The following is a 19,544-nucleotide window of genomic DNA, read 5'->3' as shown; positions in this document are numbered from 1 at the left end:
AGACACTGGACCCGATGACTGACTCGACGCTCCCCGACGCTCTGCGCACCATCCGCGAGGAGTTCCTCGCCCTCGAGAAGCCGGAGCGTCTGCAGCTGCTCCTCGAGTTCTCGAACGAGCTCCCCGAGCTGCCAGAGCGCTACCGCGACCACCCCGACCTCTTCGAGCGCGTCGAGGAGTGCCAGGCGCCCGTGTTCATCGTCGTCGACGTTGAAGGAGGCATCGTGCACTTGCACGCGACGGCTCCCCGCGAGGCGCCGACGACCCGCGGCTTCGCATCGATCCTGGCGCAGGGGCTCGCCGGGCTCACCCCCGAGCAGGTGCTCGCCGTCCCGGACGACTTCCCGCAGACCATCGGCCTCTCGGAGGCAGTGTCGCCGCTGCGCCTGCGTGGGATGACCGCGCTGCTCGGCCGCACCAAGCGCCAGGTTCGCGCGCACCTGGCCGCATGATCCTCCGGCAGCTGGTTCCCACCGGACCCCCGATCGTTTTCGGCGAGGAGGGAGCGCGCGCGGCCGTCGTCGACGCGTGGCGCCCCGCCGACACGGTGCGGGTGCGGCTGAACATGATCGCAAGCGTCACCGGCTCGAGCATCGGCGCCGACGGCACCAGCGAGACCCTCACCAATCGGGTCGACCGCACGATCCTGGGTGTGATCCGCGAGCAGGCCGACGTGGTCCTCGTCGGAGCGGCGAGTGTCCGCGCCGAGGGCTACCGAGTGCCCAAGCGAGTTCCGCTCGCCGTGGTCTCCGCCTCGGGCGATCTCGTCGGGCACCGCCTCGAACTGGAGGAGGGTTCTCGGGTTCTCCTGCTGGTCCCGGAGTCGCGCGGCCCGATCGAAGGGCTCCCTGTCGGAGTCGAGGTGGTCGCAGTCCCGTCCGACTCGGACCGCCTCGGCGTGGACGCGCTGCTGGACGCGCTCGCCGCGCGCGGACTGCACCGCGTGGTCTGCGAGGGCGGCGCCTCCCTCTCCGGGCAGTTCCTCGCCTCCGGCCGGGTTGACGAGCTCTGCCTCACCACGTCGCCGCGCGTCGTCCTCCCCGGCCTGCCGGTCGCGACCGGTGCGGCCGAGGTGGACGACGCCTACACGCTCGTTCTGCTGGCGGCCGACGACTGCGGGGCCGTGTACACCCGCTGGAGTCGCGCGAGCTGACCGGCCGAGCTGACCGGCCGCGTCCGGCGTGCCTCCGCGTCCCTGGCGCGTTGGAACCCTATTCTGCACTCGTGCCCGAGTTCTCAGCGTCGTCCCAGCTCCCCGAGGAGTTCCGGGTCGCGACGGACTCGATCCGCGCTGCTGCGACGCGCGCCGAGCTGACCGTGTCCGAGATCGCCTCGCCCTCCGGCCTCGCTCCGTGGGCGCTCGCCCTCTCGGGCGACGTCTCGCCGGCCGCGCACGGCCGCGACTCCGATTTGGGCACCGGCCGCTTCATCCTGCTCTACGACCGCGACGAGCCGGAGCAGTGGGGCGGACCTTTCCGCGTCGTGTGCTTCGCCCAGGCGCCGCTCGAGGTCGAGATCGGCACCGACCCCTTCCTCGCCGAGGTCGCCTGGTCCTGGCTCATCGACGCGCTTGAGGCGCGTGGTGCCGTCTACTCCGCGGCGTCCGGTACAGCCACCAAGGTCCTCTCCACCGGCTTCGGCGAACTCGCCGCGCAGGGCGACGGTGCCCAGATCGAGATCCGCGCCTCCTGGAGTCCGGATGATGCGCACCTCGCCGCACACGTGGAAGGGTGGGGGGAACTGTTGTGCATGCTCGCGGGTCTCCCGCCCGTATCGAGCGACGGTGTGACCTCGCTCGCCTTCCGACGGAACAACCGTGACTGAATATCGTGTCCTCACCACGCCCGACGAGTTCCTCGCCGCGGTCGACGCTCTCGCCGCAGGCGAGGGCCCCGTCGCTGTCGACGCCGAGCGTGCCTCCGGCTTCACCTACTCGCAGCGCGCCTACCTGATCCAGGTCTATCGGCGCGGCGCCGGCGCCTTCCTCTTCGATCCCCCAGCCATCGGGCGGATGGACGCCCTGCAGGCGGTCATCGGGCAGGAGGAGTGGGTGCTGCACGCCGCCAGCCAGGACCTCGCCTGTCTGCGCGAGGTGGGCCTTGACCCGGTGCGGATCTTCGACACCGAGCTCGCCGCCCGGCTCCTCGGTCTGGCCAGGGTCGGCCTCGGCGCCGTCGTCGAGGACCTGCTCGGCATCCACCTCGCGAAGGAGCATTCGGCCGCGGATTGGTCGACTCGCCCCCTCCCGCAGAGCTGGCTCGTATATGCAGCACAGGACGTCGAGCTGCTCGTCGATCTGCGCGACCGCATGCAGGAGATGCTCACTGCCGCGCGCAAAACGCGCATCGCCCGCGAGGAGTTCGAGGCGACCCTCGCCCGAGCTCCCAAGGTCGTCCCGCCGGACCCGTGGCGCCGCCTCTCCGGCATGCACTCTCTCCGTGGGCCGCGTCCCCTCGCCGTGGCGCGGGAGCTCTGGCTGGCCCGTGACGCTTTCGCGCGCGAACGCGACATCGCCCCCGGACGTCTGATCCCCGATGCCTCGATCATCGCCGTCGCCCGCAACATCCCGACCAGCATCGGCCAGCTCTCCGGCCGCCGCGACTTCACCGGCCGCGCCAGCCGCGGCGAGGTTGAGCGCTGGTGGGCCGCTATTGAGCGCGCGACGACGACGGAGGACCTGCCGAGCGTGACTCGCCCGGCGGCCGACACGCTCCCCCCGCCCCGTGCCTGGGGCGACCGCAACCCTGCCGCCGACGCGCGCCTGAAGGCGGGACGCGCTGTCGTCACCGAGATCGCCGAGCTGCTCTCGCTGCCGGTCGAGAATCTGCTTACTCCGGAGTTGCTGCGCCGGGTGGCCTGGAACCCGCCGGAGCCGCTGACCGCGGAGACGGTCGCCGCCGAGCTGAGCCGCGCCGGCGCCCGTGCCTGGCAGGTCGAGGCGACGTCGGGCTCGATCGCGACTGCGTTTGTCGAAGCGGCCCAAGCGCCGACCGACGGCACCGAAACCCCTTCGTAGGAAGCGGCAAAGGATTCCGGCTGCGCGGTGCCGGTTCCTACGATCGACGGCGACCGTGAGTTCCTGGGAGGCATTGTGGCCGAGAGATCCGAAGTCGTGTTCGTGGATGGAGTCCGTACTCCGTTCGGGCGTGCCGGCGAGAAGGGCATGTACTGGCAGACCCGAGCCGACGACCTCGTCGTCAAGGCGATGATCGGGCTGCTGGAGCGCAACGGTGCGCTGCCGAAAGAACGGGTCGACGAGGTGGCGATTGCCGCCACCACCCAGCAGGGCGACCAGGGTCTGACCCTCGGTCGAACGGCGGCGCTGCTCGCCGGACTGCCGACGTCGGTGCCCGGCTTCGCCATCGACCGCATGTGTGCCGGAGCGATGACCTCGGTCACGGCCACCGCTGGCGGCATCGCGTTCGGCGCCTACGACGTCGTCTTGGCGGGCGGGGTGGAGCACATGGGCCGGCATCCGATGGGCTCCGGCGCCGATCCGAACCCGCGTTTCCTCTCGGAGCGCCTGGTCGGCGAGGACGCACTCACTATGGGCCGCACGGCCGAGCGGATCCACGACCGGTTCCCGCATTTGACGAAGGAGCGCGCCGACCACTACGCCCTGCGCAGTCAGCAGAAGCTCGCCGCCGCGTACTCCGCCGGCAGCATCCAGCCCGACCTGGTGCCGGTCGCGACGCGCAGCGCCTCCGGCTGGGGCCTCGCGACGGCCGACGAAGCGCCGCGCCCCGAGACGACCCTGGAGGGGCTCGCGGGACTCCGCACCCCCTTCCGCCCGCACGGCCGCGTCACCGCGGGCAACTCCTCCGGACTCAACGACGGCGCGACCGTGTCGCTTCTGGCGAGCGCGGAGGCGGCGAAGGAGCTGGGTCTGTCCACGAAGATGCGGATGGTGAGCTTCGCCTACGCGGGAGTCGAGCCGGAGATCATGGGCATCGGACCCGTTCCGTCGACCGAAAAGGCACTCCGCAAGGCGGGCCTGAGTGTCGAGGACATCGGGCTGTTCGAGCTCAACGAGGCATTCGCCGTGCAGGTGCTCTCCTTCCTCGACCACTTCGGCCTCGATGACGACGACCCGCGGGTCAACGAGTACGGCGGAGCGATCGCGGTCGGCCATCCGCTCGCCTCCTCCGGCGTGCGGCTGATGATCCAGCTCGCCCGGCAGTTCGAGGCGCACCCCGAGGTGCGCTACGGCCTGACCGCGCTCTGCGTGGGCCTTGGCCAGGGCGGCACGGTGATCTGGGAGAACCCGCACTTCGACGGCAAGCGCGGACGACGGAAGGGACGCTGACCCATGCTCGACGGATTCGAGAACCTCGTGGACCTCGCCGAGGGCGAGGTCGTCACCCACTCCTACGTCCGTGACGTGCCGCTGCCCAGCGGCCGCACGCTCGCCCTGATCACGCTCGACAACGATCGTGACCACACCCGCCCCAACACCTTCGGCCCGGCGTCGCTCTTCGAGCTGGCGGACGTGCTGGTCGCGCAGAAGGAGCGTGCCTCGCGCGGCGAGATCCAGGCGGTCGGTGTCACCGGCAAGCCGTTCATCCTCGCCGCGGGAGCCGACCTCAGTAAGGTCGGGACGATACCCAGCCGCGAGCTCGGCCGCCAGCTCGCGCGCCTGGGCCACCGCACGCTCGGGATGCTTGCCGAGCTGGGAGTGCCGTCCTTCGCCTTCATCAACGGACTCGCGCTCGGCGGCGGCACCGAGATCGGCCTGAACGCCGACTACCGCACTGTCGACTCCTCCATCCCCGCGCTCGGTCTTCCCGAGGTCTTCCTCGGCATCATCCCGGGCTGGGGCGGCGCCTGGCTGCTGCCGAACCTGATCGGGATCGAGAACGCTCTGAAGGTGGTCGTCGAGAACCCGCTGAAGAACAACCGCACCCTCAAGGGCCAGGAGGTGTTCGATCTCGGCATCGCGGACGCGATCTTCCCCCCGGCCACCTTCCTCGAGGACTCCCTCCGCTGGGCCGACGGCGTGATCGGAGGCTCCGTGACGGTGGAGCGGCCGAACGCGCCCGGCAAGCTGGAGCGCCTGGTCAAGTGGGATGTCGCGATCTCGATCGCGCGCAGGCAGCTGGAGTCGCGCATCGGCACCGTCGCCGCCTCGCCGTACCGCGCGTTGGAGCTGCTGAAGGCGGCGAAGAACACCACGCGCGAGGAGGGGTTCGCTGCCGAGGATGAGGCGCTGGCCGACCTGATCTCGGGAGATCAGTTCCGCGCGAGCATCTACGCGTTCGACCTGGTGCAGAAGCGGGCGAAGCGTCCGGCCGGTGCGCCCGATAGGGCGCTCGCGAAGCCCGTCACGAAGGTTGGAGTGGTCGGCGCGGGTCTCATGGCCTCGCAGTTCGCCCTGCTCTTCCTGCGTCGCCTCCAGGTGCCGGTGGTTATCACCGACCTCGATCAGGAGCGGGTCGACAAGGGGGTCGCGGGCATCCGCGCCGAGATCGACGCCCTGCTGGCGAAGGGCCGGGTCTCCCCCGACGACGCCAACCGCCTGCGCGCGCTGATCACCGGCACGACCGATCGCTCCGACTTCGCCGACGCCGACTGGGTGATCGAGGCCGTCTTCGAGGAGCTGTCGGTGAAGCAGGAGGTGTTCGCCGACATCGAGCGCTACGTCTCGCCGACGGCGGTCCTCGCGACCAACACCTCCTCGCTCTCCGTCGAGCGAATCGGCGAGCGGCTGCAGCACCCGGAGCGACTCGTCGGCTTCCACTTCTTCAATCCGGTCGCGGTGATGCCGTTGATCGAGGTGGTCCGCACCCCGCACACCGACGACGAGACCCTCTCGACCGCGATGGTGACCGCCGCGAAGCTGAAGAAGAATGCCGTGATCACTCGCGACACCCCGGGCTTCGTGGTGAACCGCGTGCTGGCGAAGATCCTGGGTGAGGCGATGCACGCCGTCGACACCGGCACCCCGTTCGAGGTGGTCGAGCAGTCACTCGTTCCGTTCGGTGTGCCGATGACGCCGTTCGAGCTGCTCGAGCTGGTCGGCCTCAAGGTCGGCGCACACGTTCTCGACACGCACCACGCCGCGTTCCCCGACCGCTTCTTCGAGAGTGCCAACCTGCACCGTCTCGCCGAACTCGGCCATGTCTTCGAGCGCGATGCGAAGGGCCGGGTGAAGGGCGTCGACAAGCGCGCGGTCGCGATCGTGGCGGGCGGCACGGAGCCGATGACGGCGGAGCAGCTGCGGCTGCGCGTCGAGACGGGTCTCGCGGACGAGGTGAAGCGGATGCTGGACGACGACGTCGTGCACGCCGCCGAGGACGTTGACCTCTGCGTGATCCTCGGAGCCGGCTACCCGTTTCAGATGGGTGGACTCACGCCCTACCTCGACCGAGTCGGCGCCAGCGAGCGCGCCTTCGGAGACACCTTCCACCACCCCGCCATCCGCGGCGTCGCCTGACCCGCAGGGGCGTCGGAACCTCCGACGCCCCTCCGCTCCTCGGGCGCCCGTCCAACGCCTGTCCGCTCCTCGGGCGCTCCTCCAACGCCTGTCCGCTCCTCCAACCTCCTCATCCCTCCGTTCGATCTGCAGGGGATGGTCCGATTCGCAGGAAATCGAACCATTCGCGACTACCTTTGGCGGCAGAATCACCAATCCGACGCAGGAGCCCTGCGAATCGCACCGTCTCCTGCGAATCGCACCGTCTCCTGCAAACGGCACGGTGGTCCAAGAGGCGCCCGCAAGCAGTCACCTCGTCAGTCGCTGCGGGCGTCGTCCCGAGCAGCGACCTCGTCCGGCAGAGGACGGGCGACCGGGATCTTGCTGCCCAGCACCTGCGCGACCACGTCGCGGGCGATGTTCTGCGGAGTGAGGCCCACGTCCTCGAGGATCTCCTCGCGCTTCGCGTGGTCGAGGAACTGGTCCGGGAGTCCGAGCTCGGTCACTGCGGTGTCCACCCCCGCCTGGCGCAGGTCCTGGCGGATCCGGGTGCCGATGCCGCCGACGCGCACGCCGTCCTCGATCGACACGACGATGCGGTGCTCCCGGGCGAGCTCGATGATGCTGGCGGGCACGGGCACGACCCAGCGCGGGTCGACGACCGTCGCACCGATGCCCTGCGCCGCAAGCCGCTGAGCCACCTCGAGGCCCATCGCGGCCATCGGCCCGACCGTGACAAGCAGCACGTCCCTCCGCTCGGCACGCGCAAGCACATCGACCCCGTCGTCGAGGCGCTCGACCGCATCGATCTCGTCGCCGACGCTCCCCTTGGAGAAGCGCACGACGGTCGGCGCGTCGGTGATCCCGACGGCCTCGCGCAACTCCTCGCGCAGGCGCACGGAGTCGCGTGGCGCGGCCAGGCGGATGTTCGGCACGACCTGCAGAATTGCGAGGTCCCACATGCCGTGGTGGCTCGGTCCGTCCGGCCCCGTCACTCCGGCGCGGTCGAGGACGAAGGTGACACCCGCCCGGTGCAGCGCGACATCCATCAGCACTTGGTCGAAGGCGCGGTTCACGAAGGTCGCGTAGAGGGCGACCACGGGATGCAGGCCACCGTAGGCTAGTCCCGCGGCCGAGGTGACGGCGTGCTGCTCCGCGATCCCCACATCGAACACGCGCTCCGGGTACTTTTCGGCGAGACGGTCAAGACCCACCGGGCGCAGCATGGCGGCCGTGATACCGACGATGGTCGGGTCCTCGTCCGCGAGGGCGACGATCTCCTCGGCGAACACGGACGTCCACGAGCGGGCCCCGGCCGCGCTGAGCGGCTCACCAGTCTCGGGGTCGATCTGGCCGACCGCGTGGAACTGGTCCGCGAGGTCGTGCACGGCCGGACCGAAACCCTTGCCCTTCTGCGTGATCGCATGCACGATCACCGGCTGGCCGTAGTCCTTCGCCTGCTGGAGAGCCTCTTCCATCGCGGTCAGATCGTGACCGTCGATGGGGCCCAGGTACTTGATATCGAGGTTGGAGTAGAGCGCCTCGTTGTTGATGAAGCGGCTGAGGAATCCGTGCAGGCCGCCGCGCATCCCGCGGTACATGGCCGCGGCGGGACCGCCCAGCCGCTCCGAGACGGCGCGGGAGCCGCGGTGCATCGTGCGGTAGGTCGGCCGGGTGCGGACGCCGTTGAGGAAGCGGGCCATGCCACCGATGGTCGGCGCGTAGGAGCGGCCGTTGTCGTTGACCACGATGACGAGGCCTCGGGAGTTGTCGTCGCTGATGTTGTTCAGCGCCTCCCAGGTCATGCCGCCGGTCAGGGCCCCGTCGCCGACCACCGCGACGACATGGCGGTCGGTCTGGCCGGTCATGGTGAAGGCGCGCGAGATGCCATCCGCCCAGGACAGCGAGCTGGAGGCGTGCGAGCTCTCGACGATGTCGTGCGGCGACTCCCTCCGCTGCGGGTACCCGGCAAGGCCGCCCCGCTGGCGGAGCTTGGAGAAGTCCTGGCGCCCGGTCAGCAGCTTGTGCACGTAGGACTGGTGGCCGGTGTCGAAGACGATGGCGTCGTGGGGCGAGTCGAAGACCCGGTGGATGGCGATGGTGGTCTCGACGACGCCGAGATTGGGACCGAGGTGTCCGCCGGTCTTCGAGACCTCGCGCACCAGGAAGTCGCGGATCTCCTGCGCCAGCGTCTCGAGCTCTGCTGCGGTCAGGCGATCAAGATCGCGCGGACCGCCGATGGTCTCGAGAACAGCCATGCGCGCCGCCTTCCGGGGGTGGGATCGTGGGGTGGGACGTTTCCCGAGTCTACGCACGGGCTCCCCGGAACGCGGGTGCGCCTCCCCCTTAGAGGAGGCGCACTCGTCCGGGAGCCGATTTAGACGAGCGAGCGCAGCACATACTGCAGAATGCCGCCGTTGCGGTAGTAGTCGGCCTCGCCGGGAGTGTCGATGCGGACGACCGCGTCGAATTCGACGGTCTGCTTGCCCTCGGCCGAGTGCTCGGTCGGCTCGGCGACCACGCGCACCGTCTTGGGGGTGACGCCCTGGTTCAACGTCTCGATGCCCGTGATACTGATCGACTCGGTGCCGTCCAGGCCCAGCGACTCCCAGCTCTCACCCACGGGGAACTGCAACGGGACAACGCCCATGCCGATGAGATTGGAGCGGTGGATCCGCTCGAAACTTTCGACGATGACCGCCTTGACGCCCAGCAGGCTCGTGCCCTTGGCCGCCCAGTCGCGCGACGAACCGGAGCCGTACTCCTTGCCGCCCAGGATCACGAGCGGGGTTCCCTCGGCCTGGTAGTTCTCGGAGGCGTCGTAGATGAAGGACTGCGGCGCGTCGGCCTTCGTGAAGTCGCGGGTGTAGCCGCCCTCCACGCCGTCGAGCAGCTGGTTGCGCAGGCGGATGTTCGCGAAGGTCCCGCGGATCATCACCTCGTGGTTGCCGCGGCGCGAGCCGTAGGAGTTGTAGTCCTTCCGGTCGATGCCGTGATCGTCGAGGTAGCGGCCAGCGGGGCTGTCGGCCTTGATCGAGCCGGCGGGGCTGATGTGGTCGGTGGTGACGGAGTCGCCGAGCTTGGCGAGCACGCGAGCACCGGCGATGTCGGTGACCGGAGTCGTCTCCATCGTCATGCCGTCGAAGTACGGGGGCTTGCGCACGTAGGTCGACGACTCGTCCCACTCGAAGATCGAGCCCTCGGGGGTCTGCAGCGCCCGCCAGCGCTCGTCGCCGTCGAACACGCCCGCGTACTGGGTGTCGAACATCGACTTATCGATCGAGGAGTCGATCGTCGCCTGGACCTCGGCCGCGTCGGGCCAGATGTCCTTGAGGAACACGTCGTTGCCGTCGGAGTCGGTCCCCAGCGCATCGACCTCGAAGTCGAAGTTCATCGAGCCTGCGAGTGCGTAGGCGATCACGAGCGGCGGGCTCGCAAGGTAGTTCATCTTGACGTCGGGGTTGATCCGGCCCTCGAAGTTGCGGTTACCGGAGAGCACCGCGGTCACGGCGAGGTCGTTGTCCTGGACCGCGGTGGAGATCTCCTCGAGTAGCGGCCCGGAGTTGCCGATACAGGTCGTGCAGCCGTAGCCGACGGTGTAGAACCCGAGCGCCTCGAGCGACTGCGTCAAACCAGCCTTCTCGTAGTAGTCGGTGACGACTTTGGAGCCGGGGGCCAGCGTGGTCTTGACCCACGGCTTGGCTTTCAAGCCCCTTTGCGCGGCGTTGCGGGCCAGCAGGCCGGCGGCGAGCATCACCGAGGGGTTCGAGGTGTTGGTGCACGAGGTGATCGCCGCGATCGCTACGGCACCGTGGTCGATCGTGAAGCTTTCGCCCTCGCCGAGCTCGACCGTGGTCGGCTTGGAGGCAGTGGACGGCGCGTGCGAGCGGTGGGTGTGCTCGTGGCTGCTGTGGGCGTCCTGCGGCTGGAGCTCGCCCGGGTCGGAGGCGGGGAACGATTCGGCGATCGTCAAGTCGACGATGTCGTGCGAGACGTCCGCGTAGTTGTTGAGGTCCGACTCGAACTGCGTCTTCGCGGAGGAGAGCTCGATCCTGTCCTGCGGGCGCTTCGGGCCCGCGATCGAGGGGACGACGGTGCTGAGGTCGAGCTCGAGGTACTCGCTGAACACGGGCTCGACCGCGGGGTCGTGCCAGAGCTTCTGCAGCTTGGAGTACTGCTCGACGAGCGCGATCTGCTCGTCACTGCGGCCGGTGAGGCGCAGGTAATCGAGGGTGACGTCGTCGATGGGGAACATGGCAGCGGTCGAGCCGAATTCGGGGCTCATGTTGCCGATGGTCGCGCGGTTCGCGAGCGGCACCGCGGCGACGCCGGCTCCGTAGAACTCGACGAACTTGCCGACCACGCCGTGCTTGCGCAGCATCTGCGTGATGGTGAGCACGACGTCCGTCGCGGTCACACCGGTCGGGATAGCGCCGGCGAGCTTGAAGCCGACGACCTTCGGGATCAGCATCGACACCGGCTGGCCGAGCATCGCGGCCTCGGCCTCGATGCCGCCGACACCCCAGCCGAGCACGCCCAGGCCGTTGACCATCGTGGTGTGCGAGTCGGTGCCGACGCAGGTGTCGGGGTAGGCGCGCACGACGCCGCCGACCTCGCGCGTCATCGTGACGCGGGCCAGGTATTCGATGTTGACCTGGTGGACGATGCCGGTCCCCGGCGGGACGACCTTGAAGTCGTCGAAGGCGGTCTGGCCCCAGCGGAGGAACTGGTACCGCTCACCGTTGCGCTCGTACTCGAGCTCGACGTTGCGCTCCAGTGCGTCCTCGGTGCCGAAGAGGTCGGCGATGACAGAGTGGTCGATGACCATCTCGGCAGGAGCGAGCGGATTGATCCGGTTCGCATCGCCGCCGAGGGCCGCAACGGCCTCGCGCATCGTGGCGAGGTCGACGATGCACGGCACACCGGTGAAGTCCTGCATGACCACCCGGGCGGGGGTGAATTGAATCTCGGTGTCGGGCTCCGACTCCGGGACCCACTCGCCGAGGGCGCGAATGTGCTCGGCGGTGATATTCGCACCGTCCTCGGTGCGCAGGAGGTTCTCGAGCAGCACCTTGAGGCTGAACGGAAGCTTCTCGTGACCGGGGACCCGGTCGATGCGGAACACCTCGTAGTCGGTCGAGCCGACCGTCAGGGTGTCTTTGGATCCCAAGCTATCTACCGCGGACACGTCGCCCTCTCCTTCGCTGACTGCAGCGTCCGCCGACGGGCGGCGCCGCTCTCCGCCCTCATCTTGACGACCGCGCACAGCGACCTGCCACCAAGGAGGACCTAACTCCACAACGTCGCAACTCCCGGTCGTCCTCCCCGCGACGATGCGGGGAGGCGAGCGCTATTTATCTCGACGTCGAGACAATTCTACGCACGATCCGGAGCATCGCCCGCATCGGCGCGCTCGGCGGCCCCGCGGTACTCCGCGCGAACGGCGAGCACGGTGAGCACCAGCAACGGCGCGTACAGGGGCAGACCCAGGACGAGCTTCCACGTGCCCAGCGCCGTGGTGTCCTGAGCGAGGTACAGCGGGTACTGCACGGCCAGGCGCAGGAGGAAGAGTCCGGCCCAGGCGAGAGTCAGCGCGCCGAAGAGGCGGCGCTTGCGCCGGTCGCCGCGCCAGGCGGTTCCGTCGCCCATCAGGTAGCCGGCGGCCACTCCGATCAGCGGCCAGCGCACCAGCACCGAGAGCAGGAAGACCAGGCCGTAGACCAGGTTCGTCACCAGGCCCGGCACGAAGTTGTCGACGGCACGCCCCGTGAACAGAGCGAGGGCCGCGGACACCACGACGCCGAGCAGCCCGCCGACCGCTTGGATGACCGGCGTGCGACCGAGGACCCTCGCCACGGTGAACGCCACGGCCAGACCGACGGAGGCGACCAGCGAGAGGACGAGCTCGGCAGTGATCGTGTAGAGCAGCACGAAGGCGATGCCGGGCACGACGGCCTCGAGGATCCCCCGCACGCCGCCCATCGTGCGCAGCAACGCGCGCCCGTCGAACGGCTCGCCGTCCGCTACGGCGCCCAGGCCGGAGCGGCGGGCCGCCTGCGCGATCGCGTCGCCCACCTCGGGCCGGGCCGCATCCTCGCCTCCGGTCGGGTCCTCGGGCCGCGCCGGGTCCATGCCGCTCAGCTCGCGCTCTGCTGGGTCTGGCCGCCGGTCGGCACCTTCAGCGGGATGAGGTCACGCGGAGGCATCGGGCCGCTGCCGCGCACCACGACGATGCTGCGGAAGAGCTCCTCGACCGAGGCCGCGGCCTGCTCGTCGACGGCACCCGCACCGGCGATCACGCCGCGGAGGAACCAGCGCGGGCCGTCGACTCCGACGAACCGCGCGACGCGGGTCTGACCGCCGGCGACCGGCAGCTCGGCGACGAGCTCGGGGCCGAAGACTCCCTCGCGCTCGGTGGTCGAGCCGCCCTGGCGGCCGATCTGCTCGGCGATCTGGCCGCGGATCTCGTGCCAGAGGCCCGAGGAGCGCGGCGCGGAGAAGGGCTGCACCTGCAGCGTCGAGCCTGCGTAGTCGAGGCCGACGGCAATGACTCGCTTGGTGTTCTCCTCGACCTCGAGGCGGATGTGCATGCCCTCGCGCGGGAGAACCTTCACCCCGCCGAGGTCGATGTAGGGGCGAACCGGATTGGCCTCGCGCTCGTCGAGCGGACCGGCCTCGGCGCGGTCCTCCGGGGCGGACTTCTCGAAGTCCTGCTGAACGGGCTCGGCGGCCTCGCCGGCCGTGGGCTGGATGTCGCTCATGCGCTCTCCTCGTGGATTCTGGTCTCCTGGGTTGCGGCGGCGTACCCGGTGGATCCGAAGCCGCCCGTTCCGCGCACCGACTCGGGAAGCTCCTCGACGGCTGTGAATCGCGCCCGCACGACGGGGACGATCACGAGTTGCGCGATCCGGTCGCCTGCCGTGATGCGGTAGCTCTCGCGACTGTCGGTGTTCAGCAGCGCCACCCGGATCTCGCCGCGATAGCCCGCGTCGATCGTGCCGGGGGCGTTGACGACGGTGATGCCGTGCCTGAAGGCGAGCCCGCTGCGGGGGACGACGAAGCCGACGTGCCCCTCGGGCAGCGCGAGGGCCACTCCGGTGCCGACGGACGCGCGCTCACCGGGAGCGAGCAGCACGTCCTGGGTGGACTGCAGGTCGGCGCCGGCATCACCCGGTCGGGCGTAGAGGGGGAGCCGCTCCGCGGTGATGGGGACGTCGACGGTTGCAAGCACGTGACGAGGGTAGACCACATCGTCTGGTGCAATAGGGTCATGCCGTCTTACCGAGAGAGGCTATGGCCCGCGCCCTGGCTCTTCGTCGCCACCGCCCTCGTCCTCCCCGCCAGCATTCTGGTTTTCGCGCCCATCGACCTCCAGGTTGGGGTGATCGTCGCGATCGTGCTGTACGCAGGTTGCGTGCTCTCGCTCCTCGCCCTGTCTCCGGTGGTCGAGGTAGCGGAGGGGGAGCTGCGCGCCGGTCGCGCGCACATCTCGCTCGATCTGCTGGGCGAGCCGTCCGCGCACACCGGAGATCAGGCCTTCGCCGAGCGGGGGCCCCGGCTGGACGCGCGGGCGTACCTGGTCATCCGCGGCTGGGTGAAGGACGTGGTTCGGGTCCCGATCGAGGATCCGGCCGACCCGACGCCGTACTGGCTGATCTCCAGTCGCCGCCCGAACGACATCGTCGCCGCGATCCGGGGATCACGGCGACGGAGCGGTCGTCCTTCGGAGCCTGGCGGCGTTTAGGCGGCGCACTCCAGGCAGATCGGCCCCAGCTTCTCCTCGTGATCGATCTGCGAGCGGTGCTTCACCAGGAAGCAGCTCACGCACGTGAACTCGTCCGCCTGGGGCGGAAGCACCACGACGTCCAGATCGAGGTCGGACAGATCGGCACCGGGCAGTTCGAATCCGCCCGGGTTGTCGGCGTCATCGACGTCGACGACTCCGGACATCTTGTCGGGGACTCGCTCCTTCAGGGCCTCGATCGACTCGGAGTCGTCATCGGTCTTGCGGGGGGCGTCGTAGTCCGTAGCCATTCCCATCCACTTCTTATTTCTGCTGTTCAACAAATCGGCGGGGTCAGTGTGCATCACGACGCATCGATTCGCAAACCACCGCGGACGGCTCTTGACACCCGCTCGCCCCGCCTCCTTCCGCACCAACTTTCGACCCGCCCGGGGTATTCCCGGTCAACGGCCCGGGCGCGTGGCATCCTTGCCCGGTCCGCGTCCACAAGGAGGGTCCCCGCGATGATGGAACTGAAGGTGATCGGCGTCGAGGGCGGATCGCTCGTGCTCGTGTCCGAAGGCGGCGAGCGCTTCTCGGTCCGCATCGACGAGACGTTGCAGAGCCAGCTGCGTCCGCGCGTCCACTCTCTCCCTCCTCGTGAGAAGCGTGTCTCTCCCCGCGAGATCCAGGCGCATATCCGCTCTGGGCTTTCGGCGGAGGAGGTCGCCGATCTCACCGGCGCCGACCTGGATTATGTGCAGCGCTTCGAGGGTCCGGTCACCGCCGAGCGCGAGCACATCGTCGCCTCCGCACTCGCGGTCCGCGTCTACACGAGCACCGACCCCGATCCGCTCGAGGAGGGGACGCCGTTCGGCGACGTGATTCGCGACCGGCTCGTCGCCCTCGGGGCCGAGGGCGAGCAGTGGTCCAGCTGGAAGGAGGAGGACGGCTGGGTCGTCAAGCTCCTCTTCCGCTCGGACGAGATCGATCACGACGCCCGCTGGCGTTTTGACCCGCGGAAGGCGCTGCTCTCCCCACTGACGTCCGAGGCCATCACGCTGTCCCAGCAGGGCGAGATCCGTCCGACGCTGATCCCCCGTCTGCGTGCCGTCATCCCCGCCGCCGTCGATGAGCTCGCGACGCGCTTCGACCCGGACTCGGCCGAGGCACCGACCCGACCCGCCCGGTCCGATCACCCGACGGCCGGCCGGCCGGCTGCGATGCCGCACGCGCGTCCCGCCGCCGTGCGTCCCTCCGACACGGAGCCGCAGCCGGCCCTCGCCGAGGCCCCGCGCCCGATCTCGACACTGCCCCGTCCCATCACCAGCACCACGGAGCAGCGCGAGCGCAATCTCACTGACACCGCCGACCTGCTCGACGCCCTGCGGCGACGTCGCGGCGAGCGCGATCACGCATCGAACCTTCGTGTCCGCGAGGAGCCGGAGCCCGAGGTCGAGGCTCCTGTGGTCGAGAAGGCGCCGGAGCCACCGCGTGCCGCTCCTGCGGCCCCCGAGCAGCCGTCGGGCGTGCGCGGGAGCATGCGCCGGGGCCGCGCCGCGATGCCGAGCTGGGACGAGATCGTCTTCGGAGCCCGCACGGACGACTGACCGGCGCTCACGGGCGCCCGGATCCGCTCAGGCCAGCGCGCCGAAGCGCAGGAGCGGCACCTGTGTCTCCTCCGGCGTGAGGGAGCCGTGCTGCCCGAGCATCGAGCGACCGGAGGAGTCGTCCGCCGCGTAGTAGGCGACGGTCTTCCGCGCTGCGACGAACACGTCGCCCATCCGGTCGGCCGCTGTCGGCGAGACCTCACCGAACCAGCCGCTCGCCACGACCTCCTCGCGTGTCGCGATCCAGGCGCGCGATCCCTCCGCTTCGACCCAGCGCCGCGCCACCTCCTCGGCCGGTACGCCCGTTTCGAGGTGCAGCTGGAGGCAGCGCGGCTCTCCGCCGAGGTGCCGGACGCCCTCGAGCAGCGGGCTGCGCTCGATCAGCACGTGCGAGGAGGCGGGAACGTCCACGATCCCGTGGTCGGCGGTGACCAGCAGCCCCTCCCGAGCCGAGAGCCCCCGGACTGCGCCGCCGACCTCGCCGTCTAGCAGCTCGAGGGCGCGGGTCCACTCCGGCGATTCCCAGCCCCGCGCGTGCGCCGCCTGGTCGAGTTCGGGGACGTAGAGGTACACCAGCTGTCGTCCGCCCTCGTCCAACAGGGCGCGTGCCGCCGTGAAGCGCTCGGCGACGCCGCCTGCGGAGTGGTAGTCGGCGCCACGGAGGATCGCGCGGGTGAGACCCGAGTACGCGTATCGCGCGGGGCCGATCACTCCCGCTCGGATACCGGCGGCCGAGGCCTGCTCGAAGACCGTGGGCTGCGTCTGCCACTGCTCGGGCACCATCCGCTCGTCCCAGCCGGAGAGTTGGTTCACCAGGCGGTCGGAGGCGCGGTCGAGCACGCGGTAACCGACCATCCCGTGCCCGCCCGGGCGCAGGCCCGTGGTGAGGCTCGCGAGGGCGACCGCCGTGGTCGTCGGGAATCCGGAGACGAGGGTGGTGCCGCGGTTCAGCGCGGGGGCGAGGATGCGCGAGTGGCCCGAGCGCTGGCGAAGGTTCGCGGCCCCGAGGCCGTCGACCAGGACCACCACGATGCGCTCGACTCGCGGAGATCCGAAGAGGCCGGGGCGACCCAGGAGCGCGTCGAAGGCTCCCGGCAGGACGTCGGCGAGGCTCCGCCGCCCGTCGGGGGCTGGCGGTAGCATGTGGGGCATTGCGCCCAGTTTCGCACAGCACCGCCGCTCCCGCCGGGCCGGTGCAACGGATCGCCTGCGTGCACGGGAAGGCCGGTCCCGTCCGCGAGGCGCTGCTTCCGCTCCGCTCGTCGGGAACCGATTGGCGGTGCACTCCCCCGCCGCCGTCCCGCGTCCGCCACCGAAGTGAGTCATGAACGCTGCAGCCCCCTCCTCCGGATCCTCGCTCACCGAACGCATCGAGGACGTCGACGTCTCGGCCGAGATGGAGGGATCCTTCCTCGAATACGCCTACTCGGTCATCTACTCGCGCGCGCTCCCCGACGCCCGGGACGGTTTGAAGCCCGTGCAGCGCCGCATTCTCTACATGATGAGCGAGATGGGTCTGCGACCCGACCACGGGCACGTGAAGTCGGCCCGCGTGGTCGGCGAGGTGATGGGAAAACTGCACCCGCACGGAGACGCCTCGATCTACGACTCCCTGGTGCGACTCGCGCAGCCGTTCACCATGCGGGTGGCGCTCGTCGATGGTCATGGCAACTTCGGTTCCCTCGACGACGGGCCGGCCGCGGCGCGCTACACCGAGGCCCGTCTCGCTCCGGCCGCCACGGCGATGACCGAGCACCTCGGCGAGGACGTCGTCGACTTCGTACCCAACTACGACAACTCGCACGACCAGCCCGAGGTCCTCCCGTCCGCGTTCCCGAACCTGCTGGTCAACGGCGCGAGCGGCATCGCCGTCGGCATGGCGACGAATATGGCACCGCACAACCTCGTCGAGGTGATCGGAGCGGCGCGGCACCTTATCGCGCACCCGGACGCCTCCCTCGACGACCTGATGTCGTTCGTCCCCGGCCCCGATTTCCCCAGCGGTGGAACGATCGTCGGCCTCGCGGGTGTGCGCGATGCCTATGCGACCGGCCGGGGCAGCTTCAAGACCCGCGCCCGCGTCTCGGTCGAGAGCATCACCGCGCGCAAGTCCGGCCTGGTCGTCACCGAGCTGCCCTACCTCGTCGGCGCCGAGAAGGTGATCGACAAGATCAAGGACGGGGTGCAGAACAAGAAGCTCAGCGGCATTTCGGACGTCACCGACCTCACGGATCGCGACAACGGCCTCCGCCTGGTGATCGGCATCAAGACCGGATTCAGCCCCGAGGCCGTCCTGGAACAGCTGTATCGCTATACCCCGCTCGAGGACGCGTTCTCGATCAACACTGTCGCACTGGTCGACGGCGGACCGCGCACTCTCGGTCTCAAGGAGCTGCTGCAGGTCTACATCGGCCACCGTGTGCAGGTCGTCACCCGCCGATCCCGCTACCGCCTGCGCAAGCGCCAGGAGCGGCTGCACCTCGTCGAGGGGCTTCTCCTCGCGATTCTGGACATCGACGAGGTGATCCACCTCATCCGTAGCAGCGACGACACGGCGTCGGCCCGCGCCCGGCTGATCGAGGTGTTCGACCTCAGCACTCTGCAGGCCGACTACATCCTCGAACTCCAGCTGCGCCGGCTCACGAAGTTCTCGCGCATCGAGCTCGAGACCGAGCGCGACACTCTGCTCGCCGAGATCGCCGAGCTGGAGGCCCTGCTCGCCAGTCGCTCGCGGATCGACGAGCTGGTCTCGGACGAGCTCGACGACGTCGCCCAGCGCCTGGGCACCCCCCGGCGGACCCTGCTGACCGAGGCGCGCCCCTCCGTCGCCACCACCGGGCGCAAGGCCGCGGCCGTCCTTGAGATCGCCGATGTCCCCTGCCGGGTACTCCTCAGCACCACCGGCCGCATGGTGCGCATCGACCGCGACCCCGACGCGGCGCCGCACCCCGAGCGCGCCACCCGCCGCTCGAAGCACGACGCGGTGCTGAGCGTCCTCGACACGACCACCCGTGCCGAGATCGGGGCCGTCACCAGCGCAGGGCGGCTGTTGCGCTTCTCCCCCGTCGACGTGCCGGCCGTCCCCTCCTCCTCCGTGCAGCTCGGCGCCGGGGTACGCATGAGCGATTACCTCCCGCATCTCGCCAAGGACGAGCGGGTGCTCGCTCTCGTTGCACTCGACGACGAGCGGCCGATCGCCCTCGGCACCCTGCAGGGCGTGGTCAAGCGCGTCGCGCCGGGCGAGCTGCCGAACCGCCCGGACATCGAGCTCATCGCGCTGAAGCCCAAGGACGCCGTCGTTGGAGCGGCCGCCTCGGCCGAGGAGGACGAGCTCGTCTTTGTGACCGGCGAGGCGCAGCTCCTGCGTTTCTCCGCGTCCGCTGTTCGCCCCCAGGGGCGCACCGCCGCGGGCATGGTCGGAGTGAAGCTCGCCGAGACCGACGACGTCGTGCACTTCGCCGTCGTCGCTGCCGAAGACAGGGACGGGGCGGTCGTCGCGACAGTCGCCGTCGACAGCTGGGCGCTCTCGGGGACCGACACCGGCAGCGCGAAGGTGTCGTCATTCTCCGAGTTCCCCGCAAAGGGCCGAGCCACCGGCGGAGTGCGCGCTCACCGCTTCCTCAAGGGCGAGACGGCCCTCGGAGTCGCCTGGGTCGGTCCCGGTCCCGCACACGCCCTCGAGGCCGACGGCTCGGCTGCCGCTCTCCCGGACTCCGGGATGAAGCGCGACGGCTCCGGAGTCGCCCTCGCGGCCCCGATCGCCACCCTGGGAGCGGCGCCCGAGCTGTTCTGACGCCGG

The 19,544-nt window shown here is 69.9% G+C and carries 16 protein-coding genes; 9 read left to right on the top strand and 7 right to left on the bottom strand.

Annotation, left to right across the window (positions count from 1 at the left end):
- Nucleotides 1–14: 14 nt before the first annotated feature.
- The 6 genes from C5D07_RS10975 (at nt 15) to C5D07_RS10950 (ending at nt 6,433) form a co-directional block, all read left to right on the top strand.
- Nucleotides 15–452, top strand: coding sequence for a SufE family protein (locus C5D07_RS10975; RefSeq protein ID WP_068253160.1), 438 nt, complete (start codon nt 15–17; stop codon nt 450–452).
- Nucleotides 449–1,153 carry a dihydrofolate reductase family protein gene (locus C5D07_RS10970; RefSeq protein ID WP_068253163.1) on the top strand — a complete coding sequence of 235 codons (705 nt, stop codon included), beginning with the start codon at nt 449–451 and terminating at the stop codon, nt 1,151–1,153. The genes C5D07_RS10975 and C5D07_RS10970 overlap by 4 nt, the downstream gene beginning before the upstream one ends.
- Before the next feature lie 71 nt (nt 1,154–1,224).
- The gene (locus tag C5D07_RS10965) at nt 1,225–1,824 is read left to right on the top strand and encodes a DUF3000 domain-containing protein (RefSeq protein WP_068253166.1); all 600 of its coding nucleotides are present in this window, start codon (nt 1,225–1,227) and stop codon (nt 1,822–1,824) included.
- Nucleotides 1,817–3,016 (top strand): ribonuclease D, encoded by a 1,200-nt coding sequence (locus C5D07_RS10960; protein WP_068253170.1) that lies wholly within the window; start codon nt 1,817–1,819, stop codon nt 3,014–3,016. The genes C5D07_RS10965 and C5D07_RS10960 overlap by 8 nt, the downstream gene beginning before the upstream one ends.
- Before the next feature lie 75 nt (nt 3,017–3,091).
- Complete coding sequence (locus tag C5D07_RS10955) at nt 3,092–4,306, top strand: thiolase family protein (RefSeq protein WP_104259406.1); 1,215 nt, start codon at nt 3,092–3,094, stop codon at nt 4,304–4,306.
- A 3-nt stretch (nt 4,307–4,309) separates the two neighbouring features.
- Nucleotides 4,310–6,433: a 3-hydroxyacyl-CoA dehydrogenase NAD-binding domain-containing protein gene (locus C5D07_RS10950; protein WP_068253173.1), complete on the top strand. Its 2,124-nt coding sequence runs from the start codon at nt 4,310–4,312 to the stop codon at nt 6,431–6,433.
- A gap of 296 nt (nt 6,434–6,729) precedes the next feature.
- Here the strand turns inward: C5D07_RS10950 and dxs are convergent, their stop codons facing one another.
- The 5 genes from dxs to dut form a co-directional block, all read right to left on the bottom strand.
- Nucleotides 6,730–8,670 (bottom strand): 1-deoxy-D-xylulose-5-phosphate synthase, encoded by a 1,941-nt coding sequence (gene dxs, locus C5D07_RS10945; RefSeq protein ID WP_068253176.1) that lies wholly within the window; start codon nt 8,668–8,670, stop codon nt 6,730–6,732.
- A 119-nt stretch (nt 8,671–8,789) separates the two neighbouring features.
- A complete protein-coding gene (gene acnA, locus C5D07_RS10940) occupies nt 8,790–11,600 on the bottom strand; it encodes an aconitate hydratase AcnA (RefSeq protein ID WP_104259351.1) in 2,811 nt (936 codons plus the stop codon).
- A 188-nt stretch (nt 11,601–11,788) separates the two neighbouring features.
- Nucleotides 11,789–12,544 (bottom strand): DUF3159 domain-containing protein, encoded by a 756-nt coding sequence (locus C5D07_RS10935; RefSeq protein WP_068253181.1) that lies wholly within the window; start codon nt 12,542–12,544, stop codon nt 11,789–11,791.
- A 5-nt stretch (nt 12,545–12,549) separates the two neighbouring features.
- Nucleotides 12,550–13,173 carry a DUF3710 domain-containing protein gene (locus C5D07_RS10930; protein WP_068253184.1) on the bottom strand — a complete coding sequence of 208 codons (624 nt, stop codon included), beginning with the start codon at nt 13,171–13,173 and terminating at the stop codon, nt 12,550–12,552.
- A complete protein-coding gene (gene dut, locus C5D07_RS10925) occupies nt 13,170–13,643 on the bottom strand; it encodes a dUTP diphosphatase (RefSeq protein ID WP_068253187.1) in 474 nt (157 codons plus the stop codon). The genes C5D07_RS10930 and dut overlap by 4 nt, the downstream gene beginning before the upstream one ends.
- Nucleotides 13,644–13,682: 39 nt before the next feature.
- On the opposite strand from dut, the gene C5D07_RS10920 reads away from it, so the two are divergent.
- Nucleotides 13,683–14,156, top strand: coding sequence for a DUF3093 domain-containing protein (locus tag C5D07_RS10920; RefSeq protein ID WP_068253190.1), 474 nt, complete (start codon nt 13,683–13,685; stop codon nt 14,154–14,156).
- Here the strand turns inward: C5D07_RS10920 and C5D07_RS10915 are convergent.
- Entirely contained in the window at nt 14,153–14,446 is a 294-nt protein-coding gene (locus C5D07_RS10915) for a DUF4193 domain-containing protein (RefSeq protein ID WP_055792269.1), read from the bottom strand. The two genes, C5D07_RS10920 and C5D07_RS10915, sit on opposite strands and share 4 nt — an antisense overlap.
- 213 nt (nt 14,447–14,659) lie before the next feature.
- Here C5D07_RS10915 and sepH point away from each other — a divergent pair, with 213 nt between their 5' ends.
- A complete protein-coding gene (gene sepH, locus C5D07_RS10910; protein ID WP_068253193.1) occupies nt 14,660–15,745 on the top strand; it encodes a septation protein SepH in 1,086 nt (361 codons plus the stop codon).
- Between the two features lie 27 nt (nt 15,746–15,772).
- On the opposite strand, the gene C5D07_RS10905 is transcribed toward sepH, so the two are convergent.
- Entirely contained in the window at nt 15,773–16,897 is a 1,125-nt protein-coding gene (locus C5D07_RS10905) for an alkaline phosphatase family protein (protein WP_249028225.1), read from the bottom strand.
- Between the two features lie 172 nt (nt 16,898–17,069).
- Here C5D07_RS10905 and C5D07_RS10900 point away from each other — a divergent pair, with 172 nt between their 5' ends.
- Nucleotides 17,070–19,538 (top strand): DNA gyrase/topoisomerase IV subunit A, encoded by a 2,469-nt coding sequence (locus tag C5D07_RS10900; RefSeq protein WP_104259350.1) that lies wholly within the window; start codon nt 17,070–17,072, stop codon nt 19,536–19,538.
- Nucleotides 19,539–19,544 lie beyond the last annotated feature (6 nt).

Origin of the sequence: Rathayibacter tritici, assembly GCF_002932875.1 — a bacterium.
GTDB classification, from domain to species: domain Bacteria; phylum Actinomycetota; class Actinomycetes; order Actinomycetales; family Microbacteriaceae; genus Rathayibacter; species Rathayibacter tritici.
The sequence above is the reverse complement of the archived record's forward strand: the minus strand, read 5'-3'. Positions and strand labels throughout refer to the sequence as shown.